The following is a 17,873-nucleotide window of genomic DNA, read 5'->3' as shown; positions in this document are numbered from 1 at the left end:
GTGTATAACCTTCTTTTTTTATATTTTTGACGGCTATTGGATTTCTTATTTTCATGTATGTTGTAAAAGCACATAGCAGCGATTGAAATGAAATTAATAAATGGAAAAGACATATGTAAAAAAGTAAAGGAGATTCAACTTGGAAGGATTGCTATTGGTGCTCTGGATGTGGTTCATTTATGACGTGATCGTAGATGTATGTTGATATCTCAAAATTGATGTAACATGATAACAGGATCAGCAAAGAACATCGACTCTATGATTGGTGGGTGCGGTTAAAAAATGGACCATCTAGATGTGGGAGCGATGGTTTGACAGACCGGCTGACATAGTTCAAATGTCTAACTTAATTTATCAGCCTCTTTATGTAACAGTATATAAAGTTATTCAATTAGAAACAGTGTCAATCGAACGATTGAATCTTTAAAACTTTATACCTTAAATGAAAGGAAATCTGTGTTTAGACCTGATTGATGAGATACATGGCCATAGGAGCAAATGCTTTAGCGTGGCATTGCTTCCGCATCTTTCTTTATGCGATGAATTAACCCAGTTAAAACATTTCCAGGCCCTACCTCCTCAAACTCCATATGGCCTTTTTTCATTAAGTATCTTATGCTGTCAGTCCATTTCACTGAATGATTAATTTGATCAGCCAGCGTCTGTTTCATGAATTCGTATGTATACGGTTTGGCATACACATTAGAAATAACCGGGATAGACGGAGGCGAAAAATAAAAGGCATGAAGGAACTCCTCAAATTCTTCTTTTGCCTTATTCATGTATCGGGAATGAAACGCGCCGCTTACGTTTAAGGGGAGTACCATTGTAACTTCAGTCATCGCTTCAAAAAGAGATGCGGCTTTTTCAATCTCATCTTTTTTTCCTGAAATTACAATTTGATATGGGGCATTCACATTAGCGATATCAACATCATGTAAATGATATTCTTTCAGAGCCTTTGCAACCTGCTCTTCATTTAGTCCCATAACAGCTGCCATACCGCCGTTGCTTATCAGACTCATCAGTTCGCCTCTTTTTCTGACAAGCTGTAAACCTGTCTCAAAATCAAAGGCTTCAGCCGCAAATAATGCATTGTATTCACCCAAGCTGTGCCCGGCGACAAAGTCAGGTTTAACTTCTTCATCCTTGATTTTTTTCAGATAGCTTAGTGCGTTTACCACATATAACGCCGGCTGAGTAAATTGCGTTTTGTTTAAATTGGAATAAGGATTTTCCAGGCAAAGACGTTTGATTGAATATCCTAAGATCTCATCTGCCTGATCCGTCAGTTCTTTAAATTCATCGAATAGGCCGCTGCCCATTCCCTGTTTTTGTGAACCCTGACCTGGAAAAACATATGTGATCATTCTCTCAAAGCCACCCTTCCGATTAGTAGATGTGTTTCACTTCTGTATGATTTTATAATAGTGATGACCGGATAAATAGTAGCATGTTCATGTTGATGGTAACCTCTGTAAATATTATCCGTCAAGTTAATTTTTCCTACAGTTTGCTCGATTGTTTTTCTGCTTTTTTCCATTGAGGAATAAAGGATCAGGAGATATAACAGAACTTAAGAAAAAAGACCCGGATTACGTATAGGGCGCCATATCATGATAATGCGCTTCATTTTCTTTCAAATGAGTTTTCAAAATAAATAACACCTTCTATGTAATCATTTTCGAAAATAAAAATCATTTAGATATTCGAAGAAAAATAGGACAATAGATTCAGAAGGATTATTTAAAATCAAAAATACCTTTTTGGTTTTTACGAGTGCGAAATTTCACAAAATATTCTTTCTTATCAATTTGAAAGTAAATATTATGCTGATAAAGATCCTTTATCGAATGGCCGGGCGATTTGCCAAATGAGTGACCAGGATACACCCGTACATGGGGTGAAACCTCCGACTTTATTCTTTGAATACTATCAAACATCTCTTCCGCAGAGCTGCCATCATCCTCACATATGCCGCACCCTTCTGTAAACACCGTATCTCCGGTAAAAATACTCTCAGAAAACAAATAACACATTCCGCCGGCTGTATGCCCCGGTGTGAGAAGGCATTGTGCTCTTGTGTTTCCTATGCTGATCGTCTGATGATCATCTAGGCTAATTAAATTTCTGCATCGGAATTGATAATAATCAATTTCTTTTTTCGACATATAAACTTGAGCGTTAAACATCTTCGTCAGCGGGTCTACCAGATTTACATGATCATAATGAGAGTGTGTCAATGCGACTGCCTTTAATTCCACTTCGAGTTCAGAAAGTGTAGTGGTTATCTTACTCAATTCCCATGAGGGATCAACAACAATTGCAGATCTGCTTACAATATCTTCAATGATATAGCAATAATTCGTCCAGCCCTGATACCTTGTTTTAATTGGATGCACCTTGTAAGTAAGATTCATTTATACCATCCCTATCATGTAAAGTTCTTAAACGATGGACCAGTGTTCATCCCTCAGTCCGTCTTTCATTCCACTTTACCAAACAGCATGATTGTTTTCCATTTTTTTCAGAGATCCTTGTTCTTTGAATATAAAAAAGCGACTCTTTTGGACGCATGCCCAACAAGAATCGCTTTTCGCACTAGTGCCTTAAGGATGTCGTTTTTATGTCTCACGTGTATCTTCCACGCAAATTGACTCTACATGCTGCATAATGACCCGCTTAATTCGGTCTTCATTCACTCGCACAGGGTCAAGCATGGCATGTAAAGCCAAGCCGTCAACAAGCGCGTAAAGTCTCTCAGCTTCAATATCTTTATCAGCATTCTGCTTCAGTAAATCGGATTCATCTAAATAGGCAATCAGATTCCGCATGCCGCTGAAAATCCCGTCATGATTCGCATCAAACATATCCTTTTTATGTCTGGCGTAAGCAGTAAAAGCAAACCAAACCTCCATCTCTCTAATCGTTTCTTCATTCGTTGGGACCATTTCAAGCAAAATTTGCAACACTTTTTCCTTAGGGAGCAAATCCCTCACTGCAATGTCCTTAATTCGGTCCGTCACCTTTTCTTGGACAAGTTTCATTGCAAAAGCAAGCAATTCATCCTGTGTAGAGAAATAATGGCGCAGCGCACCTAATGACAATCCTGCTTCCTTTGCAATGTTTCTGGCTGATGCTCCCTCCATTCCTCGTTCTAAAATGACGCGCCACGTTGCTTCTGCAATTTGTTTTCTTCTTTTCTCATGGTCAATTTGTTTTGGCATAGCTTTATTGTAACAAGAAAAAAATGAGAGAGCAATTTTTATAATACAGTTGTGTTACAAAAACAAAGATGGTAACATATTATTTAAATAATACAACTGTATTGAAAAGAGGGGAATGGATTGAACGGTATCGCATGGATGATTGTTTTCTGTGAAATTGCGTTTTGGGTTGTCATTGTTTTGGGGCTTGCTGTACGCTACGTATTCAAACGACATACATTAGGACTGCTATTCCTTGCCTTAACTCCAGTTATTGATTTGATCTTGTTAGCGGCAACTGGTGTGGACCTTTACCGCGGAGCCTCAGCGACCGCAGCCCATGGAATTGCAGCTGTTTACATCGGTATATCGATCGCTTATGGGAAACAAATGATTCAATGGGCAGATGAAAAATTTCAATATTATGTGACAAAAAAAGGCGCAAAACCGCTGAAACGTTTTGGAATGGATCATGCCAAACACGGTGCGAAAGGCTGGCTAAGACATGTGCTGGCCTACTTAATTGGTGCGGGACTATTGGCAGGGATGATCTATTTTATCAATGACTATGCCCGAACCGAGGCATTGAGCGGCATTCTTAAACTGTGGACTGTCATTATAGGCATTGACTTTCTCATTACAGCCAGCTATTTTATTTGGCCAAAAAAAGAGAAAGCTTCGGCGAATCTCAGGAGTTAACATGATGAAAAGGCCCTTCCCCAGTGGAAGGAGCCTTTTTTGGTTTTGTTAAAATATGCTATACTATTTTCGTTAGAAAACAGACTTATAGATATTTTGGGCTGATTCAAGGGTAACTGTTTGTATGAGTAAGCAGGTGAAGGGAGTGTCATACTTGAACCAAAAAGAACAGAACGAGCACTCTAAAGATTTTAACCTGAGATCAAAATTAATCGGAATTGTATCTATCACTTTTATCGCGGCCATTGCGCTTGCAGTCATCTTCGGCGGCTTTTTCTTCGGAATGAAAGGCTTATTCTCTATACTGGGCATCACATACGCTTCCAATCAAACATTAGCTTTATTTATTTTAGCCTGCTTTGCTGCAGGTTTAATTATAGACCCACTCACAAAGATTATCTCTATCATTTTGGCAAAATCACTTTCATTGAAAAAGACTGCACTTTTTGCTTTTATACTGTATTTTATCAGCAATCTTATAACGATCTGTTTTGCAGATTACTTTATGCAGTCTATTTATATTCCAGATATCTTGCTTGTTGTGATATCAGCAGTGATGGCTTTCACTGAACTTGCTTTTGATGACCAGCCTAATGGAGAAGCAGCTTAAAATGCCGATGGCAGATATGGAGAATTCATAACACCTTATATTTGGACATCACCAGTTATATAAACGAAAAAAACTCCCTGTTCACACGAACAGGAAGCAAAACACAATGTTGTAATTTAAATTCTGCATTCTAAAATGATTCTTACATTCGGATCATCAAGTTCATCCAAAAAGATAATGATCTTCGGACCACATGCCATATGTTTCCACCTCCTCACTCAAAATATACATTAATCCCAATTGACTGTAAATGGAAATTTTGTTATACGGAGGAACCATGAAGTATAATGCGTTAACACTGCTCACACGTTTACAACCGTTTCTTATAATCTGACACTCGAAGGAGTACAAAAAAAGCATTGATCCATTCAGAGAATGGATCAATGCTTACCACCCCCGCTACATCACGCGTTTGAACATCTTTTCCATCTCATAAGTGGAATGGTGTATGATGATCGGGCGGCCGTGCGGGCATGTAAATGGGTCTGATGTGCTTCGGAGGTCGTCCAGAAGCGCTTTGATTTCGTCGTTTCTGAGGTGGCGATTTGCTTTGATGGAGCCTTTGCAGCTCATCATAATCGCCGCTTCCTCGCGGAGTTTTTTAATATCTATATTTTTGGAGTCGAGCACCTGCTGAATGATTTCTTCTATGAGCTCTGCTTCTTCTCCCTTTGGAAACCAGGCCGGGTGGCAGCGGACGATGTAACTGTTAGAGCCGAATGACTCTAAAAAGACACCCACGCTTTCGAGCTCTTGTTTGTGCTGTTCAATAATCAAAGCCTCATTTGTGGAGTAGTGGAACGTCAGCGGTACAATCATATCCTGCACCTCAGGCTCAACCTCCCCCACCTTTTCACGGAAGTACTCATATTTAATACGTTCTTGGGCGGCGTGCTGGTCGATAATATACAGGCCGTTTTCGTTTTGTGCCAATATATAAGTCCCGTGCATCTGGCCGATCGGGTACATAATCGGAACCCGCTCAGACGCTGGCTGCTGCTGTTCCTCATGGCATTCCTGCTCAAATGTTTCAGGCTCTTCTGCTGAAACATCGGACACCTCAAGGGTTTGTTCCTGATCAACGATAGGAGGAGCATCAAATTGGAGAGGAGGCAATTCTTCCTCCGCATCAAGCGGCTCTTTTACGACTGAACTGAGCTTCATTGGTGAATAAGATGACGCAGTCGATTTTTCCGGAACTTTTTTTTCCGCAGGCTTTTCATCAAAGGTTATGAACTGCTGCTCATTTTTGATTACAGGTGCCGATTTTTTCGGGAGCTGGGCACTCGGAATCAGCTGCTGCTGTTTAAACACATCTTTAATTCCGTCACGTATTAAGTCATGAAGCTCTGTTTCCTTGCTGAGCCGGACCTCAAGCTTCGATGGATGCACGTTGACATCGACTAAAATCGGGTCCATCGTAATTTCTATAAAAGTAATCGGATGGCGTCCGATCGGCAGAAGCGTATGATAGCCTTCATGAACCGCTTTGACGAGCGGGAAATTTTTAATGTAACGGCCATTGACCACAGACGACATATAGTTTCTCGACGCCCGTGTAATCTCTGGGAGGGCGATATATCCCTTTACTTCAAAATCCAAGGAGCTCACATGCAGCGGGAGCATTTTTTTGGCGACAGCCGTGCCGTAAATCGCTGCCAGTACATGGCGCACATCTCCGTTTCCGTTCGTTTGAAGCAGGTTTTTCCCATGATGGCGCAGGCGGATCGATACCTCTGGATGCGCCAGAGCAATACGGTTCACCACATCTGTAATGTTTCCAAGCTCTGTATGAACGGTTTTCATATATTTCAAACGGGCCGGTGTGTTAAAAAACAGGTTGGAAACGACAATTTCAGTTCCCTTCCTGCTTGAGGAACGCGATTCGGAAATGATGTTTCCTCCTTGGAGGACGAGCTTCGTCCCAGCTCCTTCACCAGTGCTTGTTGTAATCTCCAGATGAGAGACTGACGCGATACTCGGCAGGGCTTCTCCCCTGAAACCGAGCGTTCTCACCCTGAATAAATCATTTTCATCTTTTATTTTACTCGTTGCGTGGCGGCGGAAAGCACGCTTGCAATCTTCATTCTCCATTCCTTCGCCGTTATCCAAAACCCGAATGGATGCAAGTCCTGCTTCCTCAATATCGATTTCAATGACTGTGCTGTCAGCGTCGATCGCATTTTCCACCAATTCTTTGACGACTGAGGCGGGCCGTTCCACAACCTCGCCCGCCGCTATTTTATTTGAAAGCTCATCTGACAGCTGGATGACTTTTGCCACATTCATCACCCCGTTTTAATGTAATTTCTTTTGCAGCTTGTACATTTCATTCATCGCTTCAAGCGGTGTCATATCCAGTATATTAAGTGATTTGAAAGCATCGATCACTTGCTTTTCTTTTTTTGAAAGCTTTGGTGTTTCAGCCGGCTTTTCCGCTTCGCCAAAAAAGGACAGCTGTGCCGGCTCTTCTTTCACCTGAGGCTTCTGCATCGGCACTTCCGGTTTGTTTCCTGAATGCTCAAGCTCTTTTAAAATATCTTGAGCGCGTGCAATCAGATCTCCCGGCAGTTCGGCAAGCTGAGCTACATGGATACCATAGCTTTTATCAGCGGCACCTTCTTTAATTTGATGAAGAAAGACAACCGTTCCGTTATATTCTTCAGCGCGAACATGAACGTTTTTCAGCTGGGGCAGCTTGTCCTCAAGAACGGTCAGCTCGTGATAGTGTGTGCTGAACAGCGTCTTGGCGCCGATATGATCGTGAACATATTCAATAATCGCCTGTGCCAGCGCCATGCCGTCATAAGTGGACGTTCCCCGCCCGATTTCATCAAACAGAATGAGGCTGTTTTTCGTCGCGTTGACAATCGCATTTTTCGCTTCAAGCATTTCTACCATAAATGTACTTTGTCCGGAAATCAAATCATCTGCAGCGCCGATTCGTGTAAAAATTTGATCAAAAATCGGAAGCACCGCTTTTTTCGCGGGTACAAAGCAGCCGATTTGCGCCATAATGGAAATGAGCGCGATTTGTCTCATATACGTGCTTTTCCCTGACATGTTTGGACCTGTAATGAGAAGCATTTGTCTGTTATCGCCCATCATACAGTTGTTCGGGACATATTCCTGGCTGTCCATGACTTTTTCAACAACCGGGTGTCTGCCTTCAATCACTTCGACTTCATCTTTAGAGAACTCCGGTTTCGTGTAGTGACGATTTTCACTGATTGTCGCAAAGCATTGCAGTGCGTCCAGCTCGCTCATCTGTTTTGCAAGCTGCTGAAGCCGCGGAATATACTGCTTCACTTTCTCGCGCAGCTCGGTAAACAGCTCGTACTCCAGCTCACAGATGTTATTTTCCGCCTCTAAAATGAGCGCTTCTTTTTCTTTTAATTCAGGTGTAATGTAGCGCTCTGCATTGGTTAACGTCTGCTTCCGCTCATAACGCCCTTCCTCAAGCAAGTGCAAATTTGCTTTTGTCACTTCAATGTAATAACCGAAAACTTTATTAAAGCCGACCTTTAAAGAACGAATGCCTGTGTATTCCCGCTCCTGCTGTTCCAGGCGGGCAATCCAGTCTTTTCCGTTTCTGCTTGCATCACGATATTCATCAAGCTTTTGATTATAACCATCTTTAATCAGGTTCCCTTCTTTTACCGATAAAGGAGGGTTTTCGTACAGCGCTTCTTCCAGCAGTTCAAGTACGTCCCCGCAAGGGTCAATGCGCTCTGCACGTTCTTTGGCCTTGTCATGAGCCAGTGAAGCAACCAGCTGTTTGATGCCAGGAACTTGCTTTAACGATTCCTTCAGCTGAATCAAATCCCGGGCATTGACATTTCCGAATGCAACGCGGCCGGCAAGGCGTTCTAAGTCATATACTTCTTTTAAACGTTCACGCAGATCTTCCCGTTCAAAGAAATGGGACATCAATGTTTCCACCATTTCTTGGCGCTCTTCGATTTGATTGACTCTGATAAGCGGCCGGTCAATCCACTGTTTAAGCAGCCGGCCTCCCATTGCCGTTTTTGTTTCATCCAGCAGCCACAAAAGGGAGCCTTTTTTATTTTTTGAACGGATCGTTTCGGTCAGCTCCAGATTACGCTTTGAGTATAAGTCAATTTTCATCGCTTCCTCAAGCTCATACACCTGCACGGGCTGAAGATGATCAAGGCTGCGCTTTTGGGTTCTTTTCAAATACGTATATAAGCGCATAAATGTTTTTGTTATATCTTCATTATTTAAGTGCTCAATGATCGTTACGTGTTCGTCTGTTTCTCCGTCTTCAATTGAAATCGTTGCACCGCACCGCTCTCTCAGCTGTGCCACTGTATCGGCATCCAAGCTTCCTGAAACCACGATTTCCCGTGCGCCGACTGAATAAATTTCTGATATGACGTCTTCAAGCCGTTCAATCAGAACAGCCAAATTTTCTCCCGTTGTTAAATCAGACAGCGCAAGTCCGTATCCGTTCGAGCAAGCTGAAACAGATGCGATAAAGTTATTTTCCGATTCATGGATGCCTTTGCCGTCCATAACAGTTCCAGGCGTAATCAGCTGAACCACTTCTCTTTTCACAACGCCCTTTGCGGCTTTCGGATCTTCCGTTTGTTCACAGATTGCCACTTTGTACCCTTTTTTAATAAGCTGTTCGATATACGCGGAAGCAGAATGATACGGCACACCGCACATCGGTATTTTTTCAGCCGCACCGCCATCTCTGCTCGTTAACGTAATTTCCAGCTCTTGTGACGCTTTTTTGGCGTCCTCAAAAAACATTTCATAAAAATCACCCAGGCGAAAAAATAAAAAGGCATCCTGGTGCTCTGCCTTTATTTTTAAATATTGCTGTATCATAGGCGTATAACCGGCCATTGTTTAATCCCTCACTATGTATCAACGTTTCTATTTTCCAACCTTCATTATAACATAAACAAAAAGTGATAAAAGAATGATATATCAATATAAAAAAGAGACTTGGGGGTACTGTCTCCCCTAGTCCCTTTTTTATTCTTCAGGATCTCCCACTAAAAACTCCGGGTTGATGTCTTCAAGCTCTTCATCAAGCTCATCTTCCCAATCTTCCTCGTCGTCCTCTTCCCAGTCAGGATTGACCTCAACAACTACCTTTGTTTCCCCTACCACTTCCGCCAAAAATTCTCTTTCTGCCTGCACAACGATTTTATTTCCATTCGGCGAAATGGTCACTTCAAGGCAGTTTGGCTGCTGAAGCACTTTGGCAATTACTTCATGCTCATCATCTAAGTAATTATTGTCTCTGTATCTGAGTTTAATGACATCTACGTATTTTACCCGTTCTGTGACAACCTCTGTCTTTGTGTTGTCCGCGTAAGAGTACCATACGTTTATATCATAATACCCTTCAATTTCTACCGTTTTTCCAATTTTTTCAGCGTCATACTTGTGGTTAATAATCCAACCACCCAAAATGCTGCTCGGTTTTTTCTCAGGCGAGATGGTGTTGGTGCATTGGGTGAATTTTCGGCCTTTCGCTACTACTGCCTTCGTAATAATTTCCCTGTATTCAGACATTCCGGCATGCCTCCTTGTTCTTCTTCGTGTTATCTTATGCTGGGCATTTGTCTAGTGTGCATTTTTATAAATAAAATATAAAAATACAAAGTTTCTGTTCCATTGTATGCAGGTGTGCCTAGAAACTTTACTTATAAGTGCGATAAAGTTTACACGCGGCTGCGCACAGAAAAACAAATTGAACATTTGGTACATAGATTATTTAGTTCATTTATAACCGCACAAATGATAAAAAAACACGGGCCTGTAAAGGCACCGTGTTTAGAGAGAACAGCTGTTATTTGAATGCTTCACCTTTGAACCGGTTTCCCCTTTCAGCAGGTCGCCTCCGGTTGATGTGATGATTTCATTTGTGACTTGGTTGGAAATGGTGTGTGCAACGAGCTGCAGTAGGTCATTTACTTCCATCTGCGAGTCTCTGAATTCCTGGATAACAGGAATCTCTTCAAGCTCTTCTTGCAGCGCGTCAATTTTTGCTTCTACTTGTTTGAGCGCTTCATGCTTTTCATAATGCTTCAGATTGACAGCCTGCTTTTGCAGGGCTTTAATCTGATTAACGATTGTGGACACTTTGTCATTCTCATTGATTTGCGCTTCAGCCCGTTTGAAAAAATCAACCTCTTCTGTTTCAGAAATCATTTTTGCAAGGTTTCGTGCCTGCTGCACAATGTCTTTTTTTGAGTAGAGCGTCATCTTATTTCACCTCGATTGCTTCTCCTACCATTTCTCCGTCAAGCGACCATGTTTTCGCTTGCTGGATTTTCACGCGGACGATTTTGCCGATGGCTTCCTTCGGCCCTTTAAAATTGACAAGCTTGCTTTTTTCAGTATAGCCGGCAAGAATATCAGGGTTATTTTTGCTTTCACCTTCAACTAATACTTCGACAACCTTGCCTTCGTATTCCTTCATTTTTTTAGCAGAAATTTCATTCACCAGTGCGTTCAGACGCTGCAGGCGTTCTTTTTTCACACGCATCGGTACATTATCTTTCATCTTAGCAGCCGGAGTGCCCTCACGCGGAGAGTAAATGAACGTATAAGCGCTGTCAAACTCCACCTCACGATATAGAGAAAGCGTTTCTTCAAACTGCTCGTCCGTTTCGTTCGGAAATCCGACAATAATGTCCGTCGTCAAAGAAGCGTTTGGCATCGCTGCCTTAATTTTTCGCACCAGCTCCATGTAACGCTCTCTGTCATATTTGCGGGCCATCAACTTCAGAACTTCTGAGCTTCCTGATTGAACCGGAAGATGAATGTGATCAAGCAGATTTCCGCCTTTTGCCAGCACTTCAATGAGGCGGTCGTCAAAGTCGCGCGGATGACTCGTTGTAAAACGGATTCTCGGGATATCGATTTTTCTCAGTTCATCCATCAAATCACCAAGTCCGTACGTCATATCTTCAAAGTCTTTTCCATACGCGTTTACGTTTTGGCCTAACAGTGTAATTTCCTTATAGCCTTCACTTGCGAGCCTTCTCACTTCCTGAATGATATCCTCAGGGCGGCGGCTTCTTTCTTTTCCGCGTGTGTAAGGCACAATGCAATACGTACAGAATTTGTCACAGCCGTACATGATATTGACCCAGCCCTTAATTTTTCCATTTCGGACTTTCGGAAGGTTTTCAATAACGTCCCCTTCCTTAGACCAAACTTCTACAACCATTTCTTTTGAAAGGTATGCTTCTGACAAAAGCTCCGGCAGGCGATGAATGTTATGCGTTCCGAAAATCATATCGACAAACGGATGTTTTTTCAAAATACGGTTCACGACTGATTCCTCTTGGGACATACAGCCGCACACGCCTAAAATCAGATCGGGATTGTTTTTTTTCAGTGCTTTTAAGTGCCCGAGCTCACCAAACACCTTGTTTTCAGCATTTTCACGGATTGCACATGTATTTAACAAAATGACATTGGCGTCGTCAACAGAGTTTGTCGCTTCGTAACCGAGCGCCATAAAGATCCCTGCCATAACCTCTGTATCGTGTTCATTCATTTGGCAGCCGTACGTACGGATATAGAACTTTCTTCCGTCTCCCAATCCTTTAAATTGTTCAGAAATTTTAAAGTCATTATGATAAGTAACGGCTTCCTTGCCTCGTTTTTTCGCGTCTTTTAAAGAAGGCGGAATGTAAACAGCTTCAAAGTACTTGCTGTAATCCTTCTCGGATTTTTTGTCCGATGGATTAACTTGTCCGCTCTCTAATTTTTGTTTTTCATTCATGTCATATTTTCTCCTTTCAAACCAAACTTCCACCCTTCAGTATAAAGGTTATTGAAGCTCTGCACAACTGGCAACCTATCATTGTACACTCATTGAGAATAATAATCAATAAGGAATCAAAAGAGGAAGAGTAAACTCTTCCTCTTGTTACAATAGCTGGAGCTCCTTTGCCGTCTTTTCGATGACATCAAGCGCCTGATCCAATTCATCTTTGGTGTGCTCTGCTGTTATAATCGTGCGAATTCTGGCTTTTCCCTTTGCTACAGTCGGGAAAACGATACTTTGGGCAAAAACACCGTGAGAAAGGAGCTGATCTGAAAATTGCTTTGCCACACCTTCATCACCTATTAAAATAGGAAGAATCGGCGTTTGACTCTCTGTGAGAGTCAAACCCATTTTCATAAGCATTGCTTTAAAATAGGCAGTATTCTCCCACAAGCGCTCCATATGCTCCGGCTCTTCAAGCAAGACATCAATCGCTTCCATACAAGCTGCAGTGACAGCCGGCGGATGAGATGTGCTGAATAAAAATGGACGGCCTTTATGGCGCAAATAATCGATCAGCACCTTTGAACCTGCAGCGTAGCCGCCGAGCACTCCGATTGCCTTGCTTAATGTCCCGACCTGAATATGAACTCTGCCGTCAAGACCGAAGTGATTCACCGTTCCCCTGCCGTTTTCGCCAAGTACTCCGGATGCATGGGCGTCATCCACCATCACAAATGCGTCATATTTCTCAGCGAGCTCTACAATATCAGGCAGAGGGGCTATGTTGCCATCCATGGAAAATACGCCGTCTGTCACAATCAGACGCATCCGATAATTCATTGACTTTCTCAGCACCCGCTCTAAATCACTCATATTGACGTGCTGATACACCTTTTTATCCGCCTTTGTCAGTCGAATTCCGTCAATAATAGAGGCATGGTTCAATTCATCGGAGATGACAATATCCTCTTTTGATAGAATACTTGAAAGTACGCCTTGGTTTGTTGTGAAGCCTGATTGGAATACAAGTGCCGCCTCCGTTTTTTTAAAGGCTGCCAGCTTTTTCTCAAGCTCTTGATGTATTGTAAATGTACCGGCAATCGTTCTCACTGATCCGGTGCCGGCTCCATACTGCTGAACGGCCTCCTGTGCGGCGTTGATGAGTCTAGGATGTGAAGTGAAACCGAGGTAATTATTAGAAGATAGCTGAATGACTTTTTGGTGATTCACTGTGACAGATGGGCCCTGCATAGATTCAAGCTGTTTTATGTCTTGCCAAGTATGGTTTTCTTTCATTCTATCAAGCTCTGCTTTTAAAAACTCAAATTCCTTCGTCATGTTTATCCCCCTTTATGGAATTAAAATTACTTTTCCGCACTGGCCGCTTCTCATCAGTTCGAAACCTTTTTCAAACTCCTCTAACGGAAACTGATGGGTAATAACAGGTGCAAGATCGATCACGTTTGAACTGATCAACTGAGACACCTGGCGCCATGTTGAAAACATTTTTCTTCCTGTGATTCCTTGGATGGTAAGCCCTTTAAATACCACTTTATTCGTCAAATCAATTGTCACCGGATGTTCCGGCAAGCTGAGAATATGAAATCTTCCGCCATTCGCAGCCATCGCAAGACCTTGGGCAATCGCTGAGGGATGGCCCGACATCTCACAAACAAGATCCGCTCCTTCCCCACCTGTTAAAGCGCTTACAATTTTGAGCGGGTCTTCTTTTTCAATAGAAACAGTACAAGTCGCTCCCATTTGTTTTGCAAGCCTCAGCCTGTATTCATTCTTATCAATCGCTATCACCTGAGAAGCTCCTGCTGCTTTTGCAACCGCAACAGCCATAAGACCAATCGGTCCGCATCCAATGACTGCAGTCGTTCCTCCTGCAGGCTGGCTCTCGAGTACGGTATGAACTGCATTTCCTAAAGGCTCTTGAATGGAAGCAATCGACGGGTCCATATCAGCGGGATTTCTCCAAATGTTATCAGCTGGAACTTTTACATACTCCGCAAAACAGCCTGCCGTGTCCACTCCGATTATAGCAGTATTGGTACACACATGAGATTTTCCTGTTAGGCAAGGGACACATTCACCACAGACAATGTGTGTTTCCGCAGACACATACTCTCCCACTTTTACACTGCTGACATTCTCTCCCACACCCTCTACGATGCCGCTGAACTCATGGCCGAAAACATAGGGTGTTTTAATTCTCTGACGTGCCCATTGATCCCAATTATAAATGTGGACATCCGTGCCGCATATGGAAGCGGCTTTCACTTTTATGAGGACTTCATGTTTATCAATCTCAGGAATGGGAACTTCAGTCAGCACAGCACCGAACGCCCCGTCCTTTTTCATTAGAGCTTTCATCTTTCCACTCTGCATGTACAATCCTCCTTGAAAAATTCTTGTTATATTTGGATTGTACCATGATATGGAATAAGCGTAAACAGTACTGTCTTTTCCAGAAGGACAAAAGTATCTGTCTTGAAAAAAGGGCGGAATTTTTTTTTGAAACGTTTTAGCTCATTTCTGATTTTGTATATTCGCTCATTTATGTGCTAAAAATACTATCGGGAGAAAATATCACAATAAATGAAAAACAACCTGTTTGCATTACGCAAACAGGTTGAGAATGCTTTATTTGTTTTTAGCGAGGCTCCACGATTAATTTAATCGCTGTTCTTTCTTCCCCATCGATTTGAATATCTGTAAAAGCCGGAATACAAATCAAATCAACGCCGCTTGGCGCCACAAATCCCCTGGCAATCGCCACAGCTTTTACAGCCTGGTTTAATGCACCCGCTCCGATCGCTTGAATCTCGGCGGCTCCTCGCTCTCTCAACACGCCTGCAAGCGCACCTGCCACTGAATTTGGACTCGATTTTGCTGAAACTTTTAAGATTTCCATTTCTGCTCCCCCTTAGTTTTACAATGGATAAGTGAGTGTTCATTAGAACAATCATTATTAGATGTTGCTATCCAAAAAGCCATCCCCACAATGCTTTTCAAAAATAGCGGGCTACCTTCCATTTTTACTATATTCACTAAGGAGTTGCTATATTCCTGCTTTTCTTTTTAATATTTTTATAAAATAACCATATGTTCAACTATTCAAAGAACATGTGATCATCGTTGATTAAAATACGCTCAATTTTCACGGCTTTTTTCGTTTGATCGTCAATGTCAATGACAACTCCGCTGAGCGTTGTTTTTCCTTCAGCGACAGTAAACCGGACTGGAAGGTTCGTTTTGAATCGCTTAATAATCGTCTCTCTGTCCATCCCCAGTATACCGTCATACGGGCCAGTCATTCCCACATCAGTAATATATGCCGTTCCCTTCGGCAAAATGCGGTTATCCGCTGTTTGCACGTGTGTATGAGTTCCTACTACAGCCGACGCCCTCCCATCCGTGTACCAGCCAAGTGCGAGCTTTTCACTTGTCGCTTCGGCATGAAAGTCGATAAAAATGTACGGTGTTCTTTTCGCAGCCTCTGCGATCAATTCATCCGCTTTTAAAAACGGGTCATCAAGCGGCGGCAAAAACGTACGTCCCTGCAAATTAATGACTGCTAGTTCTTTGCCGTTTGCTTTCACATATGTGATCCCTTTCCCCGGTGTTCCTTCAGGAAAGTTTGCCGGGCGAACCAAGTTCGGAACGTCATCTATAAAATCAAATATTTCTTTTTTGTCCCATGTGTGGTTCCCCATTGTGATTGCATCTGCGCCGGACTGGATTAAGCTGTGATAAATTTTTTCCGTCAGGCCTTTTCCATGTGCGGCGTTTTCACCATTAATAATGGTAAAGTGAGGCTTATATTTTGTTTTTAGCTTTGGTACATATTCTTTGACCATGTCACGGCCCGGTGAACCGACAACATCTCCGATAAATAAAATTCTCATTTTGTAAATCCTTTCTTCTTGAAAATTCCTTGCCGTCAAAAAAATAAAGTGATGCTTAGCGCATCACTTTATTTTGCATACTCTACGGCTCGAGTTTCTCTGATTACTGTCACCTTAATATGACCTGGATAATCGAGCTCGTCCTCAATTCGCTTGCGGATATCTCGCGCCAGTCGATGAGCCTCAAGATCATTAATTGAATCCGGCTTCACCATAATACGCACTTCGCGTCCAGCCTGAATGGCAAATGATTTTTCAACACCTTCGTAGGACTCAGAAATTTCTTCGAGTTTTTCAAGTCTTCGAATATAATTCTCGAGCGTCTCACTTCTTGCGCCAGGTCTTGCAGCGGAAAGCGCATCTGCTGCAGCTACCAGCACAGCGATAATGGAAGTCGGCTCCTCATCCCCGTGGTGTGATGCAATACTGTTAATCACGACTGGGTGCTCTTTATATTTGGTCGCAAGCTCTACCCCGATTTCAACGTGGCTTCCTTCTACTTCATGGTCAATTGCTTTCCCGATGTCGTGAAGAAGACCCGCACGTTTAGCAAGCTTTGCGTCTTCACCAAGCTCCGATGCCATTAGACCGGCCAAGAATGCGACTTCCATGGAATGCTTAAGCACATTTTGACCGTAGCTTGTACGGAACTTTAAGCGGCCGAGGATCTTGATGAGATCTGGGTGGAGGCCGTGAACACCAACCTCAAATGTCGTTTGCTCACCCATCTCACGAATATAGTCATCGACCTCGCGGCGAGATTTTTCAACCATTTCTTCAATCCGTGCCGGATGAATACGGCCATCCTGAACGAGTTTATCAAGAGCAATTCTGGCTGTCTCACGTCTGATCGGATCAAATCCGGAAAGAATGACAGCTTCAGGCGTATCATCAATAATCAGGTCAATTCCTGTCAGCGTTTCAAGCGTACGAATGTTACGCCCTTCCCGTCCGATGATACGTCCTTTCATCTCATCATTTGGAAGATTGACAACTGATACCGTTGTTTCGGCAACGTGGTCCGCTGCGCAGCGCTGTAAGGCGAGTGAAAGAATGTTTTTCGCTTTCTTATCCGCCTCTTCTTTCGCACGGTTTTCAGTTTCTTTTGTCATGATGGCGATGTCATGTGAAAGCTCGTTTTCAACCCGCTCAAGAATGATTTGTTTCGCTTCATCACGAGTCAGACTCGAAATTCGTTCCAACTCAGACTGCTGCATACGAATCATCTCATCCACTTTGCTTTCCATCTCTTCAATATGTTGTTGTCGTTCATTCAGAGAATGATCTTTCTTCTCCAACATCGCTTCCCGTTTATCAATTCCCTCATGTTTGCGATCAAGGTTTTCCTCCTTTTGGAGTAAACGGTTTTCTTGTTTTTGAAGCTCATTTCGTCTTTCACGAACTTCCTGTTCAGCATCTATTCGAAGTTTGTGGATTTCATCCTTTGCTTCAAGCAGAGCTTCTTTTTTCAGTGCTTCAGCATCACGCTTCGCATCTTCAAGAATTTGCTCGGCTGCACCGCGTGCGCCCGCAATTTTCGCTTCGGCAATGGTTTTACGAACAAAGTAGCCAACAACTAAACCGAGTAGAATCAGCAAAATGGAGATGAGAACCATCATAATTGGGGTCATACTTTCACCTCCTCTTGCTATGAACTTGGTTGTTGCTTAAAAGTGTCG

16 protein-coding genes are annotated in these 17,873 nt (G+C 42.7%); 2 read left to right on the top strand and 14 right to left on the bottom strand.

The features are described from left to right. Positions 1 to 503: 503 nt before the first annotated feature. From fabD to AC0OMA_RS09335, 4 genes are all read right to left on the bottom strand, one after another. A complete protein-coding gene (fabD, locus tag AC0OMA_RS09350) occupies positions 504 to 1,370 on the bottom strand; it encodes an ACP S-malonyltransferase (protein ID WP_181219179.1) in 867 nt (288 codons plus the stop codon). Then, entirely contained in the window at positions 1,367 to 1,573 is a 207-nt protein-coding gene (locus AC0OMA_RS09345) for a hypothetical protein (RefSeq protein WP_252494334.1), read from the bottom strand. Before AC0OMA_RS09345 ends, fabD begins: the two co-directional genes overlap by 4 nt. A gap of 169 nt (positions 1,574 to 1,742) precedes the next feature. Continuing rightward, positions 1,743 to 2,420 (bottom strand): MBL fold metallo-hydrolase, encoded by a 678-nt coding sequence (locus AC0OMA_RS09340; protein WP_217017808.1) that lies wholly within the window; start codon positions 2,418 to 2,420, stop codon positions 1,743 to 1,745. A gap of 204 nt (positions 2,421 to 2,624) precedes the next feature. Beyond that, on the bottom strand, positions 2,625 to 3,227 hold the full coding sequence (locus AC0OMA_RS09335) for a TetR/AcrR family transcriptional regulator (RefSeq protein WP_181219178.1): 603 nt from the start codon (positions 3,225 to 3,227) through the stop codon (positions 2,625 to 2,627). A gap of 120 nt (positions 3,228 to 3,347) precedes the next feature. Here AC0OMA_RS09335 and AC0OMA_RS09330 point away from each other — a divergent pair, with 120 nt between their 5' ends. Both AC0OMA_RS09330 and AC0OMA_RS09325 read left to right on the top strand, forming a co-directional pair. Then, positions 3,348 to 3,905 carry a hypothetical protein gene (locus tag AC0OMA_RS09330; RefSeq protein WP_014476847.1) on the top strand — a complete coding sequence of 186 codons (558 nt, stop codon included), beginning with the start codon at positions 3,348 to 3,350 and terminating at the stop codon, positions 3,903 to 3,905. 154 nt (positions 3,906 to 4,059) lie between these two features. Next, on the top strand, positions 4,060 to 4,515 hold the full coding sequence (locus AC0OMA_RS09325; RefSeq protein WP_015483241.1) for a regulatory YrvL family protein: 456 nt from the start codon (positions 4,060 to 4,062) through the stop codon (positions 4,513 to 4,515). 399 nt (positions 4,516 to 4,914) lie between these two features. Here AC0OMA_RS09325 and mutL read toward each other — a convergent pair whose 3' ends face one another. The 10 genes from mutL to rny all read right to left on the bottom strand — a co-directional run bounded on the left by mutL (position 4,915) and on the right by rny (position 17,825). Further along, positions 4,915 to 6,798: a DNA mismatch repair endonuclease MutL gene (gene mutL, locus AC0OMA_RS09320; protein ID WP_015483240.1), complete on the bottom strand. Its 1,884-nt coding sequence runs from the start codon at positions 6,796 to 6,798 to the stop codon at positions 4,915 to 4,917. A gap of 15 nt (positions 6,799 to 6,813) precedes the next feature. Next, the gene (gene mutS / locus AC0OMA_RS09315; protein ID WP_181219177.1) at positions 6,814 to 9,390 is read right to left on the bottom strand and encodes a DNA mismatch repair protein MutS; all 2,577 of its coding nucleotides are present in this window, start codon (positions 9,388 to 9,390) and stop codon (positions 6,814 to 6,816) included. A gap of 132 nt (positions 9,391 to 9,522) precedes the next feature. Further along, a complete protein-coding gene (gene cotE, locus AC0OMA_RS09310; protein WP_003231833.1) occupies positions 9,523 to 10,068 on the bottom strand; it encodes an outer spore coat protein CotE in 546 nt (181 codons plus the stop codon). A 261-nt stretch (positions 10,069 to 10,329) separates the two neighbouring features. Further along, entirely contained in the window at positions 10,330 to 10,761 is a 432-nt protein-coding gene (gene ricA / locus AC0OMA_RS09305; RefSeq protein ID WP_003231834.1) for a regulatory iron-sulfur-containing complex subunit RicA, read from the bottom strand. Between the two features lies 1 nt (position 10,762). Then, on the bottom strand, positions 10,763 to 12,292 hold the full coding sequence (gene miaB / locus AC0OMA_RS09300; protein WP_015483238.1) for a tRNA (N6-isopentenyl adenosine(37)-C2)-methylthiotransferase MiaB: 1,530 nt from the start codon (positions 12,290 to 12,292) through the stop codon (positions 10,763 to 10,765). 147 nt (positions 12,293 to 12,439) lie between these two features. After that, on the bottom strand, positions 12,440 to 13,618 hold the full coding sequence (locus tag AC0OMA_RS09295; protein ID WP_015383694.1) for a glycine C-acetyltransferase: 1,179 nt from the start codon (positions 13,616 to 13,618) through the stop codon (positions 12,440 to 12,442). Between the two features lie 12 nt (positions 13,619 to 13,630). Beyond that, entirely contained in the window at positions 13,631 to 14,674 is a 1,044-nt protein-coding gene (gene tdh / locus AC0OMA_RS09290) for an L-threonine 3-dehydrogenase (RefSeq protein WP_181219176.1), read from the bottom strand. 265 nt (positions 14,675 to 14,939) lie between these two features. Then, positions 14,940 to 15,200, bottom strand: coding sequence for a stage V sporulation protein SpoVS (spoVS, locus tag AC0OMA_RS09285; RefSeq protein WP_003154135.1), 261 nt, complete (start codon positions 15,198 to 15,200; stop codon positions 14,940 to 14,942). 199 nt (positions 15,201 to 15,399) lie between these two features. Then, a complete protein-coding gene (gene ymdB / locus AC0OMA_RS09280; protein ID WP_003245138.1) occupies positions 15,400 to 16,194 on the bottom strand; it encodes a 2',3'-cyclic-nucleotide 2'-phosphodiesterase in 795 nt (264 codons plus the stop codon). Between the two features lie 68 nt (positions 16,195 to 16,262). Continuing rightward, a complete protein-coding gene (rny, locus tag AC0OMA_RS09275; protein WP_003221010.1) occupies positions 16,263 to 17,825 on the bottom strand; it encodes a ribonuclease Y in 1,563 nt (520 codons plus the stop codon). Positions 17,826 to 17,873 lie beyond the last annotated feature (48 nt).

This window comes from Bacillus sp. AMCV2, from assembly GCF_056033925.1.
Note: the sequence above shows the minus strand (reverse complement) of the source record. Positions and strands in the feature narration are given on the sequence as shown.

Bases quoted from the DNA above. Each gene is read 5' to 3' on its own strand.
- cotE (WP_003231833.1), bottom strand. From the start codon at position 10,068: ATGTCTGAATACAGGGAAATTATTACGAAGGCAGTAGTAGCGAAAGGC.
- spoVS (WP_003154135.1), bottom strand. From the start codon at position 15,200: ATGGAAATCTTAAAAGTTTCAGCAAAATCGAGTCCAAATTCAGTGGCA.
- tdh (WP_181219176.1), bottom strand. From the start codon at position 14,674: ATGCAGAGTGGAAAGATGAAAGCTCTAATGAAAAAGGACGGGGCGTTC.
- miaB (WP_015483238.1), bottom strand. From the start codon at position 12,292: ATGAATGAAAAACAAAAATTAGAGAGCGGACAAGTTAATCCATCGGAC.
- AC0OMA_RS09295 (WP_015383694.1), bottom strand. From the start codon at position 13,618: ATGACGAAGGAATTTGAGTTTTTAAAAGCAGAGCTTGATAGAATGAAA.
- mutS (WP_181219177.1), bottom strand. From the start codon at position 9,390: ATGGCCGGTTATACGCCTATGATACAGCAATATTTAAAAATAAAGGCA.
- ymdB (WP_003245138.1), bottom strand. From the start codon at position 16,194: ATGAGAATTTTATTTATCGGAGATGTTGTCGGTTCACCGGGCCGTGAC.
- fabD (WP_181219179.1), bottom strand. From the start codon at position 1,370: ATGATCACATATGTTTTTCCAGGTCAGGGTTCACAAAAACAGGGAATG.
- AC0OMA_RS09335 (WP_181219178.1), bottom strand. From the start codon at position 3,227: ATGCCAAAACAAATTGACCATGAGAAAAGAAGAAAACAAATTGCAGAA.
- rny (WP_003221010.1), bottom strand. From the start codon at position 17,825: ATGACCCCAATTATGATGGTTCTCATCTCCATTTTGCTGATTCTACTC.
- ricA (WP_003231834.1), bottom strand. From the start codon at position 10,761: ATGACGCTCTACTCAAAAAAAGACATTGTGCAGCAGGCACGAAACCTT.
- AC0OMA_RS09340 (WP_217017808.1), bottom strand. From the start codon at position 2,420: ATGAATCTTACTTACAAGGTGCATCCAATTAAAACAAGGTATCAGGGC.